Here is a 15,146-nt window from a genome sequence, read left to right on the forward strand (position 1 = left end):
GATCAGGCCGACTGCACCAAGGCCGCCGGGCGCACGTCGGTCCGAGGGCGACGAAAAGACGCGAGCACGGCATCGCGCGGTCCGTCTGCCGTCAGTTCGCCATCGCCCAGAACTAGGAGACGGTCGGCCACGGCCACCGCGCCCTGGCGGTGGGTCACCAGGAACACCGTTGTCCCCTTGGCCTTCAGCTCGCGTATGGCTCGCAGCAGCGCTGCTTCCCCAGCATCGTCCAGGTTGGCATTCGGCTCGTCCAGAACGATGAGCGATGGGTCGCCATAGAGCGCCCGGGCCAGCCCGATGCGCTGCCTCTGTCCCCCGGAAAGTAGGCGCCCTGCGTCCCCGATGGGGGTGTCGTAGCCCTTGGGAAAGCGCAGGATCGTCTCGTGCAGGCCGGCGCTGGATGCCGCCTCGATGACCTTGCGCGAGTCGACCTCGCCGAGCCGCGCAATGTTCTCGGCAATGGAGCCCCCGAACAATTCGACGTCCTGCGGCAAATAGCCAAGATGCGGGCCCAGTTCGAGACGATTCCAGCCCCGGATCGGCACGCCGTCGAGCAACACCGCGCCACGGGATGCCGTCCAGATTCCGACCATCACCTTCACCAGCGTGGACTTGCCCGAGCCGGAAGGTCCCAGCACCGCGACCACGGTTCCCGCGGGGACCGCAAACGAAATGTTCTTCAGGATGGGGGTCGTGCGCCCTGCGGCCTCCGCAAAGACGCCTTGCAGGCTGATCTCGCCGGTGGGCGCGGCTCGGGAAGGGACAGGCGCCTGCTCGGGGAAGTCGGCCAGCAGTTTCTCAAGACGTTCGAGTGCGGCACGGCAGGAGACAAACCCACGCCACGCGCCGAGCAGCTGGTCGATGGGCGCGAGGGCGCGGCCCATCAGCACGTTCGCCGCAATCATCGCGCCTGCCGACAACTGTCCATCGATCACCAGCAGCGCCCCCGCCCCCAGCGCGAGCGACTGTTGGCTGTAGCGTATGAATTTGCTCCAGCCGGTGACGCGATTGACAAAGCCGTGCGCGGAAGCGCTCTTGTCCATGCAGGCCGCGTGCTGGCGATTCCAACGCTCTTGCAGGTTGGCGACCATGCCCATCGATTCGAGCACCTCGATGTTTCGAAGCTTGCTCTGCAGGTCGCTCATCGTCTCGCTCGCGGCTTTCAGGGCCGCTTCCGATGGCGCGACGGTCTTCCTCTGGCCGAACCAGGCCAGTGCGGCCTGGACCAGGGCGAAACAAAGCGCCAGGACACCGAGCCAGGGATGAAGAAAGAAGATCACCGCGATGTAGATCGGCGTCCAAGGTGCATCGAAGAGCGCAAAGATGCCCAGGCCGGTCAGGAACTGGCGGATCTGGTTCAGGTCTGCGAACGGTCTGGACGCGGTGGATGTCGACTGGCCGAGATAGGCCTGGAAGCTCCCGTTGAACACCCGGGTGCTCAGTTGCCGGTCGAAGCGCAGGCTGGCCCGCACCAGCAGGCGCGAGCGCAGCCATTCCGACAAGGCCAGCGCACAGAAAAGGAACATGGTGATCAAGGAAACCGCGAGCAGGGTGAGTTCGCTTTGACTGGCCAGCACGCGGTCGAACAGCTGCAGCATGTAGATGGTCGGCGCGAGCATGAGCAGATTGGTCAGGAAGCTCAGCATTCCGACCAGCAGGAACTCCCTGCGGAAACCCCAGAGGGCGCGCCCCAGTTCGCTGCGGTTGAAGAGCGGAGGTTTCTTCATGGCAGTGGATTCGTCTGAAGCGCGGCGCTCGCAGCGGTTGCGGCATCGCGCGGCTTCGGTACGGGACTGTTGGCCGCCTTGCGCATCCGGTCCACCGCCTGCTCACCGGCTTGCCGCAGCGCAGCCAGGACCTCGTCGCGTGCGCCGAATGCCTGCATCGCGCCGTCGCACAGCACCAGCATCTTGTCCGCCACGGCCAGCACGCTGGAGCGGTGCGTCATGACGACGAATGTCGTGCCGCGCGCCTTGAGCTTCGAAATGACAGCCGCCAATGCGGCGTCGCCAGCGTCGTCGAGGCTCGAATTCGGTTCATCGAGCACCACCAGCGCGGGCTCGCCGTAGATCGCGCGCGCCAATGCGACCCGCTGCCGCTGCCCGCCCGACAGCATGGTCCCTTCGGGGCCGATCGGGCTGTCGTAGCCCAGCGGAAGGCCCGCGATGCAGGCGTGCAGATCGACGGCCAAAGCTGCCGCCTCGACCTTCGCAGGCCGCACCTCCCCGAAGCGCGCGATGTTCTCGGCCACCGTGCCCTCGAGCAATTCCACGTCCTGGGGCAGATAGCCGATGTGCGGGCCGAGTTCGCTCTTGTCCCACGCGAAAACGTCCGCGCCGTCCAGCCGCACCTTGCCGCTCGTCGCGGGCCAGAGGCCGACGATCAGGCGTGCCAGGGTCGTCTTCCCCGCGGCAGAAGGCCCCACGACGGCGAGCACCTCGCCGGGCACCAGGCCGAAGGCCACGTTCTTCAGAATGGCCGGACCGTTGCCCGGAGCGCCGGCAACGAGGCTTTCGACTTGAAGCGCGCCTTTGGGCGGCGGCAAGGACATCGTGTCCGGTCTTTGGGCAATGACGCCCAACAGGCTGTCCAGACGCTGCCATGCATCGCAGGCATTCACCACCGCGCGCCATTGCGTCACGAGCTGCACCAGCGGCGCCAGGGCCCGGCCGCCCAGGATCGAGCCGACGACCATCATTCCGGCGCCGCCGTTGAGCTGGTTCTTCAGCAGCAGCCAGGCACCCAGGCCGAGCAACAGGGAACCCATGGCGACCTGCAGGAACTTGCTGACGGCCTGATAGGCCCCGGCACGGTCCGAAGCGATGGCCTCGCGCTGCAGGAAATCGCGTCGCTTGTCCATCCAGCGGCGATGGACGTCCGGCAGCATGCCCATCGACTCGATGACCTGCGAGTTTCTCAACGCGGCGTCCGCATACTGCTGCGCTTCGATCGCACTGCGATTGGCCGACACCAGCGGCGGCCGCGTGCTCCGGTCGTTGATCCACCCGACGAACACCTGCAGCAGCGAGCCCACGACGGCCGACAGGCCCAGCACCGGGCTGATGGTGAACATCAGCCCCACGAAGACCAGCGAGACCGGCGCTTCCATCAACGCCAGCAACGGCGGTGAATACAGGAACTCCCGCAAGGTCCGAAGGTCGTTGAGAGGCTGCACGGTCCCGCCCGGCAGCCGCTTGAGACCCGCTTCGAAGATGGCGCAGAACACGCGGTCCCGCATCTTCCGATCCAGTTTCTGTCCGGCCCGATACATCACCTCCGCGCGTGCCCAGTCGAGTATTTCCATCAGGCAGTAAGCGGCCAGGACCAGCAATGTCAGCATGGCCAGCGTGAGCGGGCTGCGGCTGTTCACCACTCGCCCATACACCTCCAGCATGTACCCGCTCGGCGCCAGCAGCAAAAGGCCGGAGCAAACACTGAACCAGGCCGCCCGCACGAAGTAGGCGCGGAGCGTTGTCACCGCCTGCCGCAACTCGCCAGACTTTTCCTGAGGCTTCATACCACCTCGCAGGTTCGACATCAGTACGCCCGAGCACAGGCGGGGTGAGAAGGGGGCCGCGTTTCTGCTGCCCCCTTGCGCCAGGATTCGTTATGCGATCGCTTCCGTTTGCTGGGTCGTGCCTATCAGGTTGGCCACGCCGTCGATCTCCAGGTGGACGTCGAAGTTGAAGCCCGCGAAGTCGGCATCGCCGTCGATCACCTGACCCACAAAGTTCAGGTCCACGTCCGAATTGATCGTCGTCGATGTGATCACATCGATCTTGATGATCTTGAACACGTCGTTGTCCGCCGTATCGGCATAGTTCGAGCCGGTCGCTGTCAGATTCACCGTGTTGTGGCTGCTCAGGCTGATGCCCGTGCCGGTGATGTCTTCGGTGCTGCTCAGGACCTGCACGCCCGTGATCTGGTAGTTGGCGCTGTCGTAGTCGTCCTCGCCGATGCTGACGACCTTCAAACCTCCTCCGGCCGATTGATAGTCCGCCGCAGAGTTGGCGATCAGGAGCCTGGTCGTGGAAGTGTTTGTCGACGCGTTGAACAACTTCAGCAGAACAGCCACATCCTCGCCGTCCGTGATCTGGTCGATCGTGATGTTGATCGCGTCGGCGTAGGCCGTGTCCGTACCGACGATGGCCGCTCCTGGGCGCTGCGGTGGACTCGTCAGATTGGGGTTGCTCACCGGATTCGACCTGTAGAAGTCGAAGTTCAGCAGCTCGCCCGATTGGACGGTATCGGAGTTCACGCCGAGGGTGTTGGTTGCGACGTTGACGAAACCGGCACTCTCGCTGGTGAAGGTTTCGCCCGCCAGAAAGGCGTGGTTGTTGCCTGCCAGCAGGTCGCCGGAGTCGCTCGGAGGCGTGGACGCCCTGGCCGAAAGCACGCCGAAGAAGTCGTTGCTGTATTGCTGGACCACGATCTCCGGCGAGTTGTTGCCTTCCGTGTCGTAATTGAAGGATGCCAGCGGCGCACTCGTGGAGAACGTCGTTTGTCCTCCGAAGACCTGGTCCAGGTCGAAGGAGAAGGTGCCGTCCGTCTTGTTGAAGACGACCGTGCCCGTTGCCGCCTGCGTCGTCGTCGACGTCGGCCCGGGGTAGTAGTTGAAGCCGAAGTTGTAGGTGACCGTCGTGGCGTCTTCGGCGAAGTGCGAGACGGTTGCATCGGTGATGGGCCGCCCGCCGCCGGTCGTTCCGGTCAGGCTGTTCAGCACGATGCCGTCGGTCGACGCGTTGTCCACGTCGTCGGCGCCAACGGAGATGTTGTAGGTCCCCGTAATGGGCTGGGCGTCGTTCGTTCCGTTGAGGTCGGAGATGGAGGTCACCGTCGGGCCGTCGTCGTCGAACTTGATGTTGGCGCCGATATTGAGCACCTTGGAATCGGTCGCGGTATCGCCATCCCCGTCGGTGAGCGTCACGGCATTGGTCAGGGTGATCAACGTGTCGACCAGCGTGGCCTGCTGGGCCGCGTAGTTCGACGAGGCACCCGGCAGCGCGTGGTCGATTTCGGCGAACTGCTGCAGTGTCACCGAACCGGTCCCGCTCACCGTGAGGTCGAAGATGGTGTTGGCCGCCGTGATGCCGGCCGCGGTGGCGGAGGTCGATCCGACGACCGTCGTGCCAACCAGGTACAGCTTGATGCTTGCGCCGTCGCTCGTGAGTCCTGAAGCTCCCCCTTGCGTTGCCACGCCGAGCGCATAGGTCGATGTGGTGCTGCCCGCCCCATCGGCGCCATAGCTGCTCGACGTCACGCCGAAGGCACTCGCGAAGTCCTGGGTGGCGGAGTCGGTGGCCGCTGCGATGGTCTGGGCGTCCTGGGTATTGAGCAGCGCCGTGTCGGTTGGCGTTGCCAGCACGATCGTCGGGCCGTCATCGTCGAACTTGATGTTCGCGCCGATGTTGAGCACCTTGGAATCGGTAGCGGTGTCGCCATCGCGATCGGTGAGCGTCACGGAATCGGTCAGTGTGACCAGATCGTCGGCCAGCGTGGCCTGCTGGGCCGCGTAGTTCGACGAAGCACCCGGCAGCGCGTGATCGATTTCGGTGAACTGCTGCAGCGTGACCGAACCGGTTGCGCCCACGGCCAGGTCGAAGACGGTATTGGCCGCTGCGACGCCGGCCTCGGTGGCGGAAGTCGAACCGACGACCTTGCCGCCCAGCAGGTACAGGTAGATGGTCGCGCCATCGCTCTTGAGTCCTGAGTCGCCACCTTGCGTTTTCACGCCGAGCGCGAAGACCGAGTTGGTGGAGCCCGCCCCATCGGTGCCATAGCTGCTCGAAGTCGTTCCGAATGCAGTCGCGAAGTTCGTGGTGGCGGAGTCGGTGGCGGCGCCGATGGTGTCGGCGTCCTGCGTGTTGAGCAGCGCGGTGTCGGTGGGCGTCGCCAGCACGATGGACGGGCCGTCGTCCTCGAAGTTCATCATGGAGCCGACCTCTGCCGTTGCGCTGGAAACCTGCAGCAGCCGGAAACCCCCGATGTCGAAGTCGGCGTGGGTGTTGCCCGAGGCATTGAGGGCGGCCCCGTTTTCGATGAGTACGCGGTTGTGGTCCGCCGAGGTCGTGTATTCGATCGAGTAGCCGGCCTTGACGCCGGTGATCGTCGCAACGCCGTTGGTGATGCTGATGACGATGGCCGAACTCAGTGCGCCCTCGGCGCCGTTCGAGAAGGTTTCCAGAGGCGCCCCGGTGACGGAATCGAGCACGCGCACGCTCGTGATCGAAACCACCTGGTCGCCCGCATAGCCGTCGATGAAGCTGTTGCCGGACTCGACCGCCGTGCTGTATGCGGTGACCTTGACCTGGGCACTCTTTCCGCTTTGCAACTGCACCACGTCGAAATCGGCGGTCCTGGCTCCGAACATGCCGGTGAAGTCGATGTTCGACTCCAGATCGGCCTCGTTCTGGTCCAGGTTCGGAATGGTGACGTCCGCCCTGGCGCCGGTCACGAACGTGAAGCGGATGCCTTCCTGCTCGGTGATCATCTGGCTGTTGGTGCCGAACGTGGTCGGCCCGCCGGCCTGGCTGGTGTTGATCGTGTCGCCGGTCGTGATGTTGATGTCGTCGGCGGTGCTGTTGGGGTTTGCGCCGGATTGATTTGCCGGGTCCTTTCCCGTCGCGATGATCGACACGTCGGAAATCCGGCCGTTGACGATCGTCGGGTTGTCCTTCGTAAACATCAGGAACAGGTTCTGGCCGGATGGCGCGCCTGCGAGGTTGAAGTCCGCATCCTGGCTGACGCTGACGAAGACCTTGTTCAGCAGGTTGACCGCATCGTCTGGATTGGTCGCATCGGGGTTCGCTATTGCTTCATACTGGACCATCCACATCTTGGCGCCGGTCACCGGGGTTCCCGTCTCCTCCAGGTAGGCGGCGAACACGACGACATTGAGGGCCGTCTTCCCGTAGACGACGTTGTTGTTGGTCGGATCGGTGTACAGGAAGATGTCTTCGCCATCGGCGGTGTTGAGACCGCTGTCGAAGCCATTGAGCGGAGCGCCGTTCGCGTCCGTGAAGGAGATATCGGTGACCGCGCCGGTTACGCTGAACGTGAATGCGTTGGTGCCGGCATTGGTCCCGTCATAGCCGCTCAAAGCGGCGTTGATGGCGGTGCCGACACTCTGGGCCGCCAAGCGGCTGCTGAAGGCCGTCGGCAGCGAGCTTGCGGAGATGTCATTGTCGTTACTGTCGCCGGCAATGGCGGGAGTAGCGGCAAGGTTCTGCAAATTGGCGGATTCGTCCAGAGTGACGGTCGAGCCGGCCGTCAGATTTAACGCAGGCATAAACACTCCTCGGTTTGGAAAAAAATGCCGACAGCATTGATGCCCCGATTTACGCGCGTTCGCTGGCAATCAGTCAGGTCCATGTATCAGCAGGGAGGAATGCTGAACCGCCAGGCGGCGCGCTGTCCATAGGATAAAAGTTGTCACCCAAGGGATGACGCGCTGTGCCGGGCGTGTGCCCCTCATGCCCATAACCTTTTGATACCTTGCGAGGGCCGCGGACCTATCTGCACGATGACGTGGTCTTTATCATTACCTTCCGGATACCTCCAAAACAAGCGCCTCGGAGGAAGCCATGGAAGAAGTCCCAATGTCGCCTGCTGGGCGGGAGCCTGCGTGGAACGCAGATCCGCGGCCGTTCACGCAAGACTTCCGTCCGCTGTCGCCGTTTGCGCTACCCGCGCTGTGGACATCGAGCTGCTTTCAGCCAGCTTGCCTGGAGATTCCATCTCCAGCCCCTTGCCCTGCGGTCGAAGTCCGTGTGCCGGTTCTCGTCGCAACCTGCCCGGGCCGCGCGTCGACGTTGTCCGGGCTGGGCCTGTTGGCCTCGAGGCACTCGGCCGAGCGGATGTACCGGATCGAGCACGCGGAAATGAACGGCATCTCCGAGCTGGAAGCGCGCTGCCTGCTGCAGGCACCCCGTCTGCTGCTGGTGGACATCGCGCTGATTGCGCCGGAAAGAGTCAACAAATTGGACGACCTGCGCCGCCGCTTTCCAGCCACCGACTGGCTCCTCGGCTGGGAGGCGCCCTCAATGCCCGGGCTGGATGCAGCGATCCGAAGTCAGGCGCGCGGCTGCGTCGAGTGGGCCGCGAGCGCAGAGCAGTTCGCGCAATCGCTGGATGCCGTGCTGGCAGGCACCTTGGGCTTCCCGGGTCCGGTGTTGCAGGCGCTTTATCTGTCTGTGCTGCGATTGAAGGCAGCCGGCGGGCGGCCGGCGTCCTGTGCGATATCGCCTGCAATGAGACTGACCGCGCGAGAGAACGAGGTGCTGTCGCTGATGTACCGTGACATGACCAACAAGCAGATCGCTGAGCGGCTCGGCATCAGCGTCAACACAGTCAAGAAGCACCTTGCCCATGTGTTCGCGAAGCAGGGGCAGCACAGCCGGCGCTGGCATCTCGCCTGATCAGGCGCGGCCTACTGGTTCTGCGATCCGCGATGCGCCCAGCCTGTCGTGTGCTTCTCGATCACGCTGAACAGTTCGTACATCAGCATCGCCATCGCGCCCACCACCATCAGGCCCGCGAAGGCCAGGCCCATCTGCATGGCCGAGCCGGCGGAGATCAGCAAGTAGCCGATGCCTTCGTTGGCGGCCGTCATCTCGCTGACGGTGGTGCCGACGAAGGCCAGCGTGATGGCGACCTTCAGAGAGCCGAAGAAGTACGGCATGGAACGCGGCAGGCCGATCTTCATGAGCACGTCCCAGCGCCTGGCGCCCAGCACGCGCAGCACGTCTTCCAGCTCGGGCTCGAGCGTGGCGAGGCCGGTCGCGATGTTCACCATGATCGGGAAGAAGCTGATCAAAAAGGCCGTGAGGATCGCCGGCCCCGCGCCGATGCCGAACCACACCACGAGGATGGGCACGAAGGCTGCCTTGGGCAGCGCGTTGAACGCCGTCATCAGCGGGTAGATGGCCGCGTACGCAATGCGCGAGCTGCCGATCACGAAGCCCAGCAGCACGCCCACCACGATCGCCAGGCCGAAGCCCGCCATCGTGACCCAGAAGGTGCGCCAGGCGTGGCCTGCGATGATTTCCTTGAATTCCCAGAACTGGTTCCAGATGCGCAGCGGGCTCGGAAAGATGAAGTCCGAAACCTCGAAGCCCGCGCAGATCACCTGCCACAGCAGGATCACCGCCACGAGCAGCAGCCATGGCGACCAGCGTTCGATTTGCTTGGTGTTCTTCACGCGCGTTCCTCAGTGCGCCGCCGCCGTGGCGCCGGCGGCATTGCCGCGGATCGCGCCGATGTGCCCGCGCAGCTCCAACACGATGTCGGTGAACTCCTTGGTGTAGGTGAGTTCGAGTTCGCGCGGACGCGGCAGCTCGATGTCGCGCTTCACCACGAAGCGCCCCGGGCTCTTGCTCATCACGTACACCGTGTCGGCCAGGAACACCGATTCGCGCAGGTCGTGCGTCACCAGGATCACGTTGAACTGCTGCTCGGTCCACAGGTCGCGCAGGATGCACCACAGCTCTTCGCGCGTGAAGGCGTCGAGCGCGCCGAAGGGCTCGTCGAGCAGCAGCATCTTGGGCTCGTGGATGAGCGCACGGCAAATGCTCGCGCGCTGCTGCATGCCGCCCGAGAGCTGCCATGGGAACTTGTCCTCATAGCCCGCGAGGCCCACCTTCTGCAGCAGCTTGCGTGCGCGCTCGACGTACTCCTTGCGCTTGGCCTTGAAGTTCGAGCGGTAGGGCTCGACGATCTCCAGCGGCAGCAGCACGTTGTCGACCGTGGTGCGCCACGGCAGCAGCGAAGGCGCCTGGAAGGCCATGCCCGAGATCTTCAGCGGCCCGGTCACGTTCTGCCCGTCGATGCGGATCTTGCCCATCGACGGCATCTTCAGCCCGGTGGTGAGCTTCATGAAGGTCGACTTGCCGCAACCCGAGGGGCCGACGATGGCGATGAATTCGCCGCGCCTGACCTTCAGGTCGATGGCCTCGACCGCGAAGTGGTTGGCGCGAAGAAGCTCCTCGTTGTAGGCGAGCCAGACGTCCTGGAAGTCGACGAAGGGGGCGGCCGCTTGCGATGCGTGCACCATCACTTCTTCGACAGGATGTTCAGTTCGGCCGACGGCGGCAGCAGCGAGGCGGTCCACACCGCGTCGGGGCTCACGCGCGTCTTGGTGCCGAACGCGTCCGACACCTGCGAGGCCATCAGCGACATGCGGCCTGCGTTGACCGTGCCGAAGCCTTCGGCGCGCGCGTCGGCGCTGTTGATGACGGTATCGATGGCCAGCTGCAGGCGGCGCGTTTCGAGCTTGCTGTCGATGATGCCGTCGCGCGCCTTCACCGATTCGATGGCCACTGCCGGGTTGGCGATGACTTCCTTCGCCCCCTTGGCAAAGGCCGAGAGGAATTTCTTCACCGCCGCCGGGTTCTCCTTGATGAGCTTGGGCGAGGCGATGATCACGTTGCCGTAGAGCTTCACGCCGTAGTCGGGGTAGGGCAGCACGACGATGTCGGCCGCCTTGGCGCCGCGCGCCTCGAGGTTGAGCAGCGAGGTGAAGGTGAAGCCGGTGATGGCGTCGATGTCGCCGCGCATCAGCATGGTCTCGCGCAGCGTCGGGTCCATGGCGGTCCAATTGACGGCACCGATGTTGTTGGCCTTCGCGAAGATCGGGAAGGCGCGCCGGCCGGCATCGAACACCGGCGCGCCGAGCTTCTTGCCGGCGAGGTCGGTGGGCTTGGTGATGCCGCTCTTCTTGAGCGCCATGACCGAGGCCGGCGTGTTGTTGTAGACCATCATCACCGCGACCGGCTTGTTCGGGCTGTCGGGGTTGTTGGCGTGGAACTCCATCAGCGCCGCGAGGTCGGCAAAGCCCATGTCGTAGGCGCCCGAGGCCACGCGCGTGACGGTGCCGCCCGAGCCGTTGCCCGCGTCGATGCTCACGTCGAGCCCGGCCGCCTTGAAGTAGCCCTTGGCGGCGGGATGCAGGAACAGCGCGGCCGGTCCCTCGAAGCGCCAGTCGAGCTGGAACTTGATCGGCGTCGGGCTCTGGGCAAGGGCCGGTGAGAGGCCGAAGCAGAGGGCCGAGGCGGCGAGGAAGGACTGGAGCAGTTGGCGCTTGTTCATGCGTTATCCGTGATGTGAATGCTTCGGCATTCAAGCAAAAACGGTGCCCGCACGCGATTGGTGCGAACCCTCCCGGTGGGTCGATACGGTGCGCCATCTGCACCCCCCAAATGCAAAAACGCGGCATTGCCGCGTTTTTGGCACCGAAGGCGGGCAGTTCGCCCGCCGGATGGCCCGGTGATTACTTGTCGACGGTCACTTTCGCCACCGCCAGCGCTGTCATGTTGATGATGCGGCGCACCGTCGACGACGGCGTGAGCACGTGCGCCGAGCTCGCGGCGCCCAGCAGCACCGGGCCGACCGTGATGCCGTTGGCACCGGTCATCTTCAGCACGTTGTAGAGGATGTGCGCCGAATCGAGGTTCGGGCACACCAGCAGGTTGGCTTCGCCGCTCAGCGTGGTCTCGGGCAGGGCGGTGCGGCGGACATCTTCCGACAGCGCCGCGTCGCCGTGCATCTCGCCGTCGCATTCGATGTCGGGTGCCATCTGCGCGAACAGGTCGCGCGCCAGCCGCATCTTGCGGGCCGAGGCGCGGCTCGAGGTGCCGTAGTTCGAGTGCGACAGGAAGGCGACCTTCGGCGGCAGGCCGAAGCGGCGCACTTCCTCGGCGGCCATCACCGCGATGCTCGCCAGCATCTCGGCGCTCGGGTCTTCGTTCACGTTGGTGTCGGTGATGAAGATCGTGCCCTTGTCGAGCGTCAGCGCGTTCAGCGTGGCGAAGCCGGGCGCGTCGCGCTTCAGGCCGATCAGGTTGCGGATGTGCTCCAGGTGCACGTCGAAGCGGCCGACCAGGCCGCAGATCATCGCGTCGGCGTCGCCCAGGTGCAGCATCAGCGCGGCGATGGTGGTGTTCGAGCGGCGCACCATGGTCTTGGCGGCCTCCGGCGTCACGCCGCGGCGGCCCATGATCTTGTGGAAGCTCTCCCAGTAGGTGCGAAAGCGCGGATCGTCCTCGGGGTTGACGATCTCGAAGTCGGTGCCCGCGCGGATGTGCAGGCCGGCCTTCTTGATGCGCGCCTCGATCACGGCGGGGCGGCCCACCAGGATCGGCTTGGCCACGCCTTCGTCCACCGCCCACTGCGCGGCGCGCAGCACGCGCTCGTCTTCGCCTTCCGCGTAGGCCACGCGCTTGGCGGTGGCAATCTTGGCGGCGCTGAACACCGGGCGCATGAACATGCCGGTCTGGTAGACGAAGCGCGTCAGGTGCTGGCGGTAGGCGTCCATGTCCTCGATCGGACGCGTCGCGACACCCGAGGCGGCAGCGGCCTTGGCCACGGCCGGCGCGATGCGCAGGATCAGGCGCGAGTCGAAGGGCTTCGGAATGATGTAGTCGGGGCCGAAGGCCAGCTCCTGGCCGGCGTAGGCGGTGGCCACCTCTTCGCTGATGTCGGCCTTGGTCAGCTCGGCGATCTCGCGCACGCAGGCCAGCTTCATCTCTTCCGTGATCTTGCTGGCGCCGCAGTCGAGCGCGCCGCGGAAGATATACGGGAAGCACAGCACGTTGTTGACCTGGTTCGGGTAGTCCGAACGGCCCGTGGCGATGATGCAGTCCGGCCGCACGGCCTTGGCCAGCTCGGGGCGGATCTCGGGCTCGGGGTTGGCCAGCGCCAGGATGATGGGCTGCGTGCCCATGGTCTTGACCATCTCGGCGCTCATGACGCCCGGGGCCGAGCAGCCCAGGAACACATCGGCGTCCCTGACCACGTCGGCCAGGGTGCGGGCGCCGGTGTCTTTCTGGGCGTAGCGTGCCTTGGATTCGTCGAAACCGCCCGCGCGGCCCATGTAGATCAGGCCCTTGGAGTCGCAGGCATGGATGTTGGCCGGCTTGGCGCCCAGGCCGACCATCACGTCGAGGCAGGCGATGGCTGCGGCGCCCGCGCCCGAGACGGCGATCTTCACGTCCTCGATCTTCTTGCCGACCAGCTCCAGCCCGTTGAGGAGGGCTGCGGCCGAGATGATGGCCGTGCCGTGCTGGTCGTCGTGGAACACCGGGATGTTCATGCGCTCGCGCAGCTTCCTCTCGATGTAGAAGCACTCGGGCGCCTTGATGTCCTCGAGGTTGATGCCGCCCAGCGTGGGCTCCAGCGCCGCGATGATCTCGACCAGCTTGTCGGGATCGCGCTCGGCCAGCTCGATGTCGAACACGTCGATGCCGGCGAATTTCTTGAACAGGCAGCCCTTGCCTTCCATCACCGGCTTGGCGGCCAGCGGGCCGATGTCGCCCAGCCCGAGCACCGCGGTACCGTTGGTGATCACGCCCACCAGGTTGCCGCGCGCGGTGTATTCGGAGGCCGTGGCGGGGTCTGCGGCGATGTCGAGACACGGGTAGGCCACGCCCGGCGAATAGGCCAGCGACAGGTCGCGCTGGTTCAGCAGGGGCTTGGTGGGGGTGATCGAGATCTTGCCCTTGACGGGTGAGCGGTGGTATTCGCGCGCTGCCTCGCGAAGTGCTTCTTCTGCGGGGGAAAGGGGTGCAGCCATGAAAGTCTCCTTGTTTCTGACGGGCAATGAGGCTACCGCAAAAGCGCAGCCTCTTTGTACAGGGGGAATGCCGAAAACGCCTGAATCCATATCTTCGGCGTGATGGAGTTGGCCGGCGGTTGGCTAAACTGCGCGATCGTTACCTGCGGGGGCTCACGGCTTGCGATTGGCCGGTGCTGGCCGGGGTAGCGCCAACAGCGATAAAACCACAACGAGGGGCAACAACGCATGACATCAGGACCTTTCACCGGCAACGACCCCGATGTCGTGGTCATTGGCGGGGGCCCTTCGGGCTCCACGGTGGCCGCCTTGCTCGCGGACAAGGGCCACGACGTGGTGCTGATCGAGAAGGCGCAGCATCCGCGCTTTCACATCGGCGAGTCGCTGCTGCCGATGAACATGCCGCTGTTCGACCGGCTGGGCGTGCGCACCGAGGTCGAGGCCATCGGCATCCGCAAGCACGGCGCCGAGTTCGTTTCGCCCTGGCACGACCACAGCAGCCACTTCAACTTCGGCGAGGCGATGGACAAGAGCTTTCCGTACGCGGTGCACGTGCGCCGCTCGGAGTTCGACGAGCTGCTGTTCCGCCATGCCGCCGCGCGCGGCGCGCGCACCTTCGAGGGCCGGCGCGTCACCGGCGTGGACATGGACGCCGACACCGGCGGCGAGAAGCGCCCGCTGGTCAAGGTCAAGGCCGACGACGGCACCGAAACCACCTGGCGCCCGCGTTTCGTGATCGACGCCAGCGGGCGCGACACCCTGCTGTCGAACCAGTTCGATGTGAAGCAGCGCAACCGCAAGCACGCCAGCGCGGCCCTGTACGGCCACTTCGCCAACGCCGAGCGCCGGCCGGGCCGCTTCGAGGGCAACATCACGCTGTTCTGGTTCGATCACGGCTGGTTCTGGTACATCCCGCTGAAGGACGGTACCGTGAGCGTTGGCGCTGTGGCTTCGCCGGCCTACTTCAAGCGCCGCAAGGGCTCGCTCGAAGAGTTCCTGATGGAAACCATCGCGCTCGCGCCCAAGCTGGCCGCGCGCCTGAAGAACGCCACGCTGATGGAAGGCGCCACCTCCACCGGCAACTACGCCTACGACTCCAAGTTCTGCCGCGGCGACCGCTTCATGATGGTGGGCGACGCCTACGCCTTCGTCGACCCGATGTTCTCCTCGGGCGTGTACCTGGCGATGAACAGCGGCTTCGAGGCCGCCACCGCGGCCGACCACTGGCTCAAGGGCGAGGCGAAGGAAGCCGAGAAGGCCTTCCGCCACTACGAGAAGGTGATGAAGCGCGGACCCAGGATGTTCTCGTGGTTCATCTACCGCATCACCTCGCCGGCCATCCGCCGCCTGTTCATGAACCCGCGCAACGTCTGGCGCATGCAGGAGGCGATGCTGTCCATCCTGGCCGGCGACCTGTTCCGAGACACGCCCATCGGGCCGCGCTTCTGGGGCTTCAAGGTGACCTACTACGCGTCGTGCCTCGGCATCCTGCCGCAGGCCGTGAAGACCTGGGCATGGCGCCGGCGCAACCTGAAGGAGTCGCTGGAAGCCGCAAAGACCTGATTCTTTCCAGGAACAC

At 65.1% G+C, this 15,146-nt stretch carries 9 protein-coding genes; 2 read left to right on the top strand and 7 right to left on the bottom strand.

Going from position 1 to position 15,146, the window contains the following annotated elements:
• Positions 1-2: 2 nt before the first annotated feature.
• The 3 genes from ACCD11_RS09995 to ACCD11_RS10005 all read right to left on the bottom strand — a co-directional run bounded on the left by ACCD11_RS09995 (position 3) and on the right by ACCD11_RS10005 (position 7,288).
• On the bottom strand, positions 3-1,727 hold the full coding sequence (locus tag ACCD11_RS09995; RefSeq protein WP_413313733.1) for a type I secretion system permease/ATPase: 1,725 nt from the start codon (positions 1,725-1,727) through the stop codon (positions 3-5).
• Positions 1,724-3,517, bottom strand: coding sequence for a type I secretion system permease/ATPase (locus tag ACCD11_RS10000; protein ID WP_413313770.1), 1,794 nt, complete (start codon positions 3,515-3,517; stop codon positions 1,724-1,726). The genes ACCD11_RS09995 and ACCD11_RS10000 overlap by 4 nt, the downstream gene beginning before the upstream one ends.
• 90 nt (positions 3,518-3,607) lie before the next feature.
• Positions 3,608-7,288: a DUF5801 repeats-in-toxin domain-containing protein gene (locus ACCD11_RS10005; RefSeq protein WP_413313734.1), complete on the bottom strand. Its 3,681-nt coding sequence runs from the start codon at positions 7,286-7,288 to the stop codon at positions 3,608-3,610.
• A 592-nt stretch (positions 7,289-7,880) separates the two neighbouring features.
• Here ACCD11_RS10005 and ACCD11_RS10010 point away from each other — a divergent pair.
• Positions 7,881-8,417, top strand: a complete 537-nt coding sequence (locus tag ACCD11_RS10010; RefSeq protein ID WP_157632248.1) for a response regulator transcription factor — start codon at positions 7,881-7,883, stop codon at positions 8,415-8,417.
• 11 nt (positions 8,418-8,428) lie between these two features.
• Here the strand turns inward: ACCD11_RS10010 and ACCD11_RS10015 are convergent, their stop codons facing one another.
• The 4 genes from ACCD11_RS10015 to ACCD11_RS10030 all read right to left on the bottom strand — a co-directional run bounded on the left by ACCD11_RS10015 (position 8,429) and on the right by ACCD11_RS10030 (position 13,567).
• Positions 8,429-9,199, bottom strand: a complete 771-nt coding sequence (locus ACCD11_RS10015; protein WP_007836088.1) for an ABC transporter permease — start codon at positions 9,197-9,199, stop codon at positions 8,429-8,431.
• Between the two features lie 9 nt (positions 9,200-9,208).
• A complete protein-coding gene (locus tag ACCD11_RS10020) occupies positions 9,209-10,051 on the bottom strand; it encodes an ABC transporter ATP-binding protein (protein ID WP_413313735.1) in 843 nt (280 codons plus the stop codon).
• Positions 10,051-11,085 carry an ABC transporter substrate-binding protein gene (locus ACCD11_RS10025; RefSeq protein ID WP_007838478.1) on the bottom strand — a complete coding sequence of 345 codons (1,035 nt, stop codon included), beginning with the start codon at positions 11,083-11,085 and terminating at the stop codon, positions 10,051-10,053. The genes ACCD11_RS10020 and ACCD11_RS10025 overlap by 1 nt, the downstream gene beginning before the upstream one ends.
• 181 nt (positions 11,086-11,266) lie before the next feature.
• Complete coding sequence (locus tag ACCD11_RS10030) at positions 11,267-13,567, bottom strand: NADP-dependent malic enzyme (protein ID WP_413313736.1); 2,301 nt, start codon at positions 13,565-13,567, stop codon at positions 11,267-11,269.
• A gap of 228 nt (positions 13,568-13,795) precedes the next feature.
• On the opposite strand from ACCD11_RS10030, the gene ACCD11_RS10035 reads away from it, so the two are divergent.
• Positions 13,796-15,130: an NAD(P)/FAD-dependent oxidoreductase gene (locus ACCD11_RS10035; protein ID WP_413313737.1), complete on the top strand. Its 1,335-nt coding sequence runs from the start codon at positions 13,796-13,798 to the stop codon at positions 15,128-15,130.
• The last annotated feature ends 16 nt before the right edge of the window (positions 15,131-15,146 follow it).

Source organism: Variovorax sp. Varisp36 (assembly GCF_047304235.1).
Lineage (GTDB): Bacteria > Pseudomonadota > Gammaproteobacteria > Burkholderiales > Burkholderiaceae_C > Variovorax.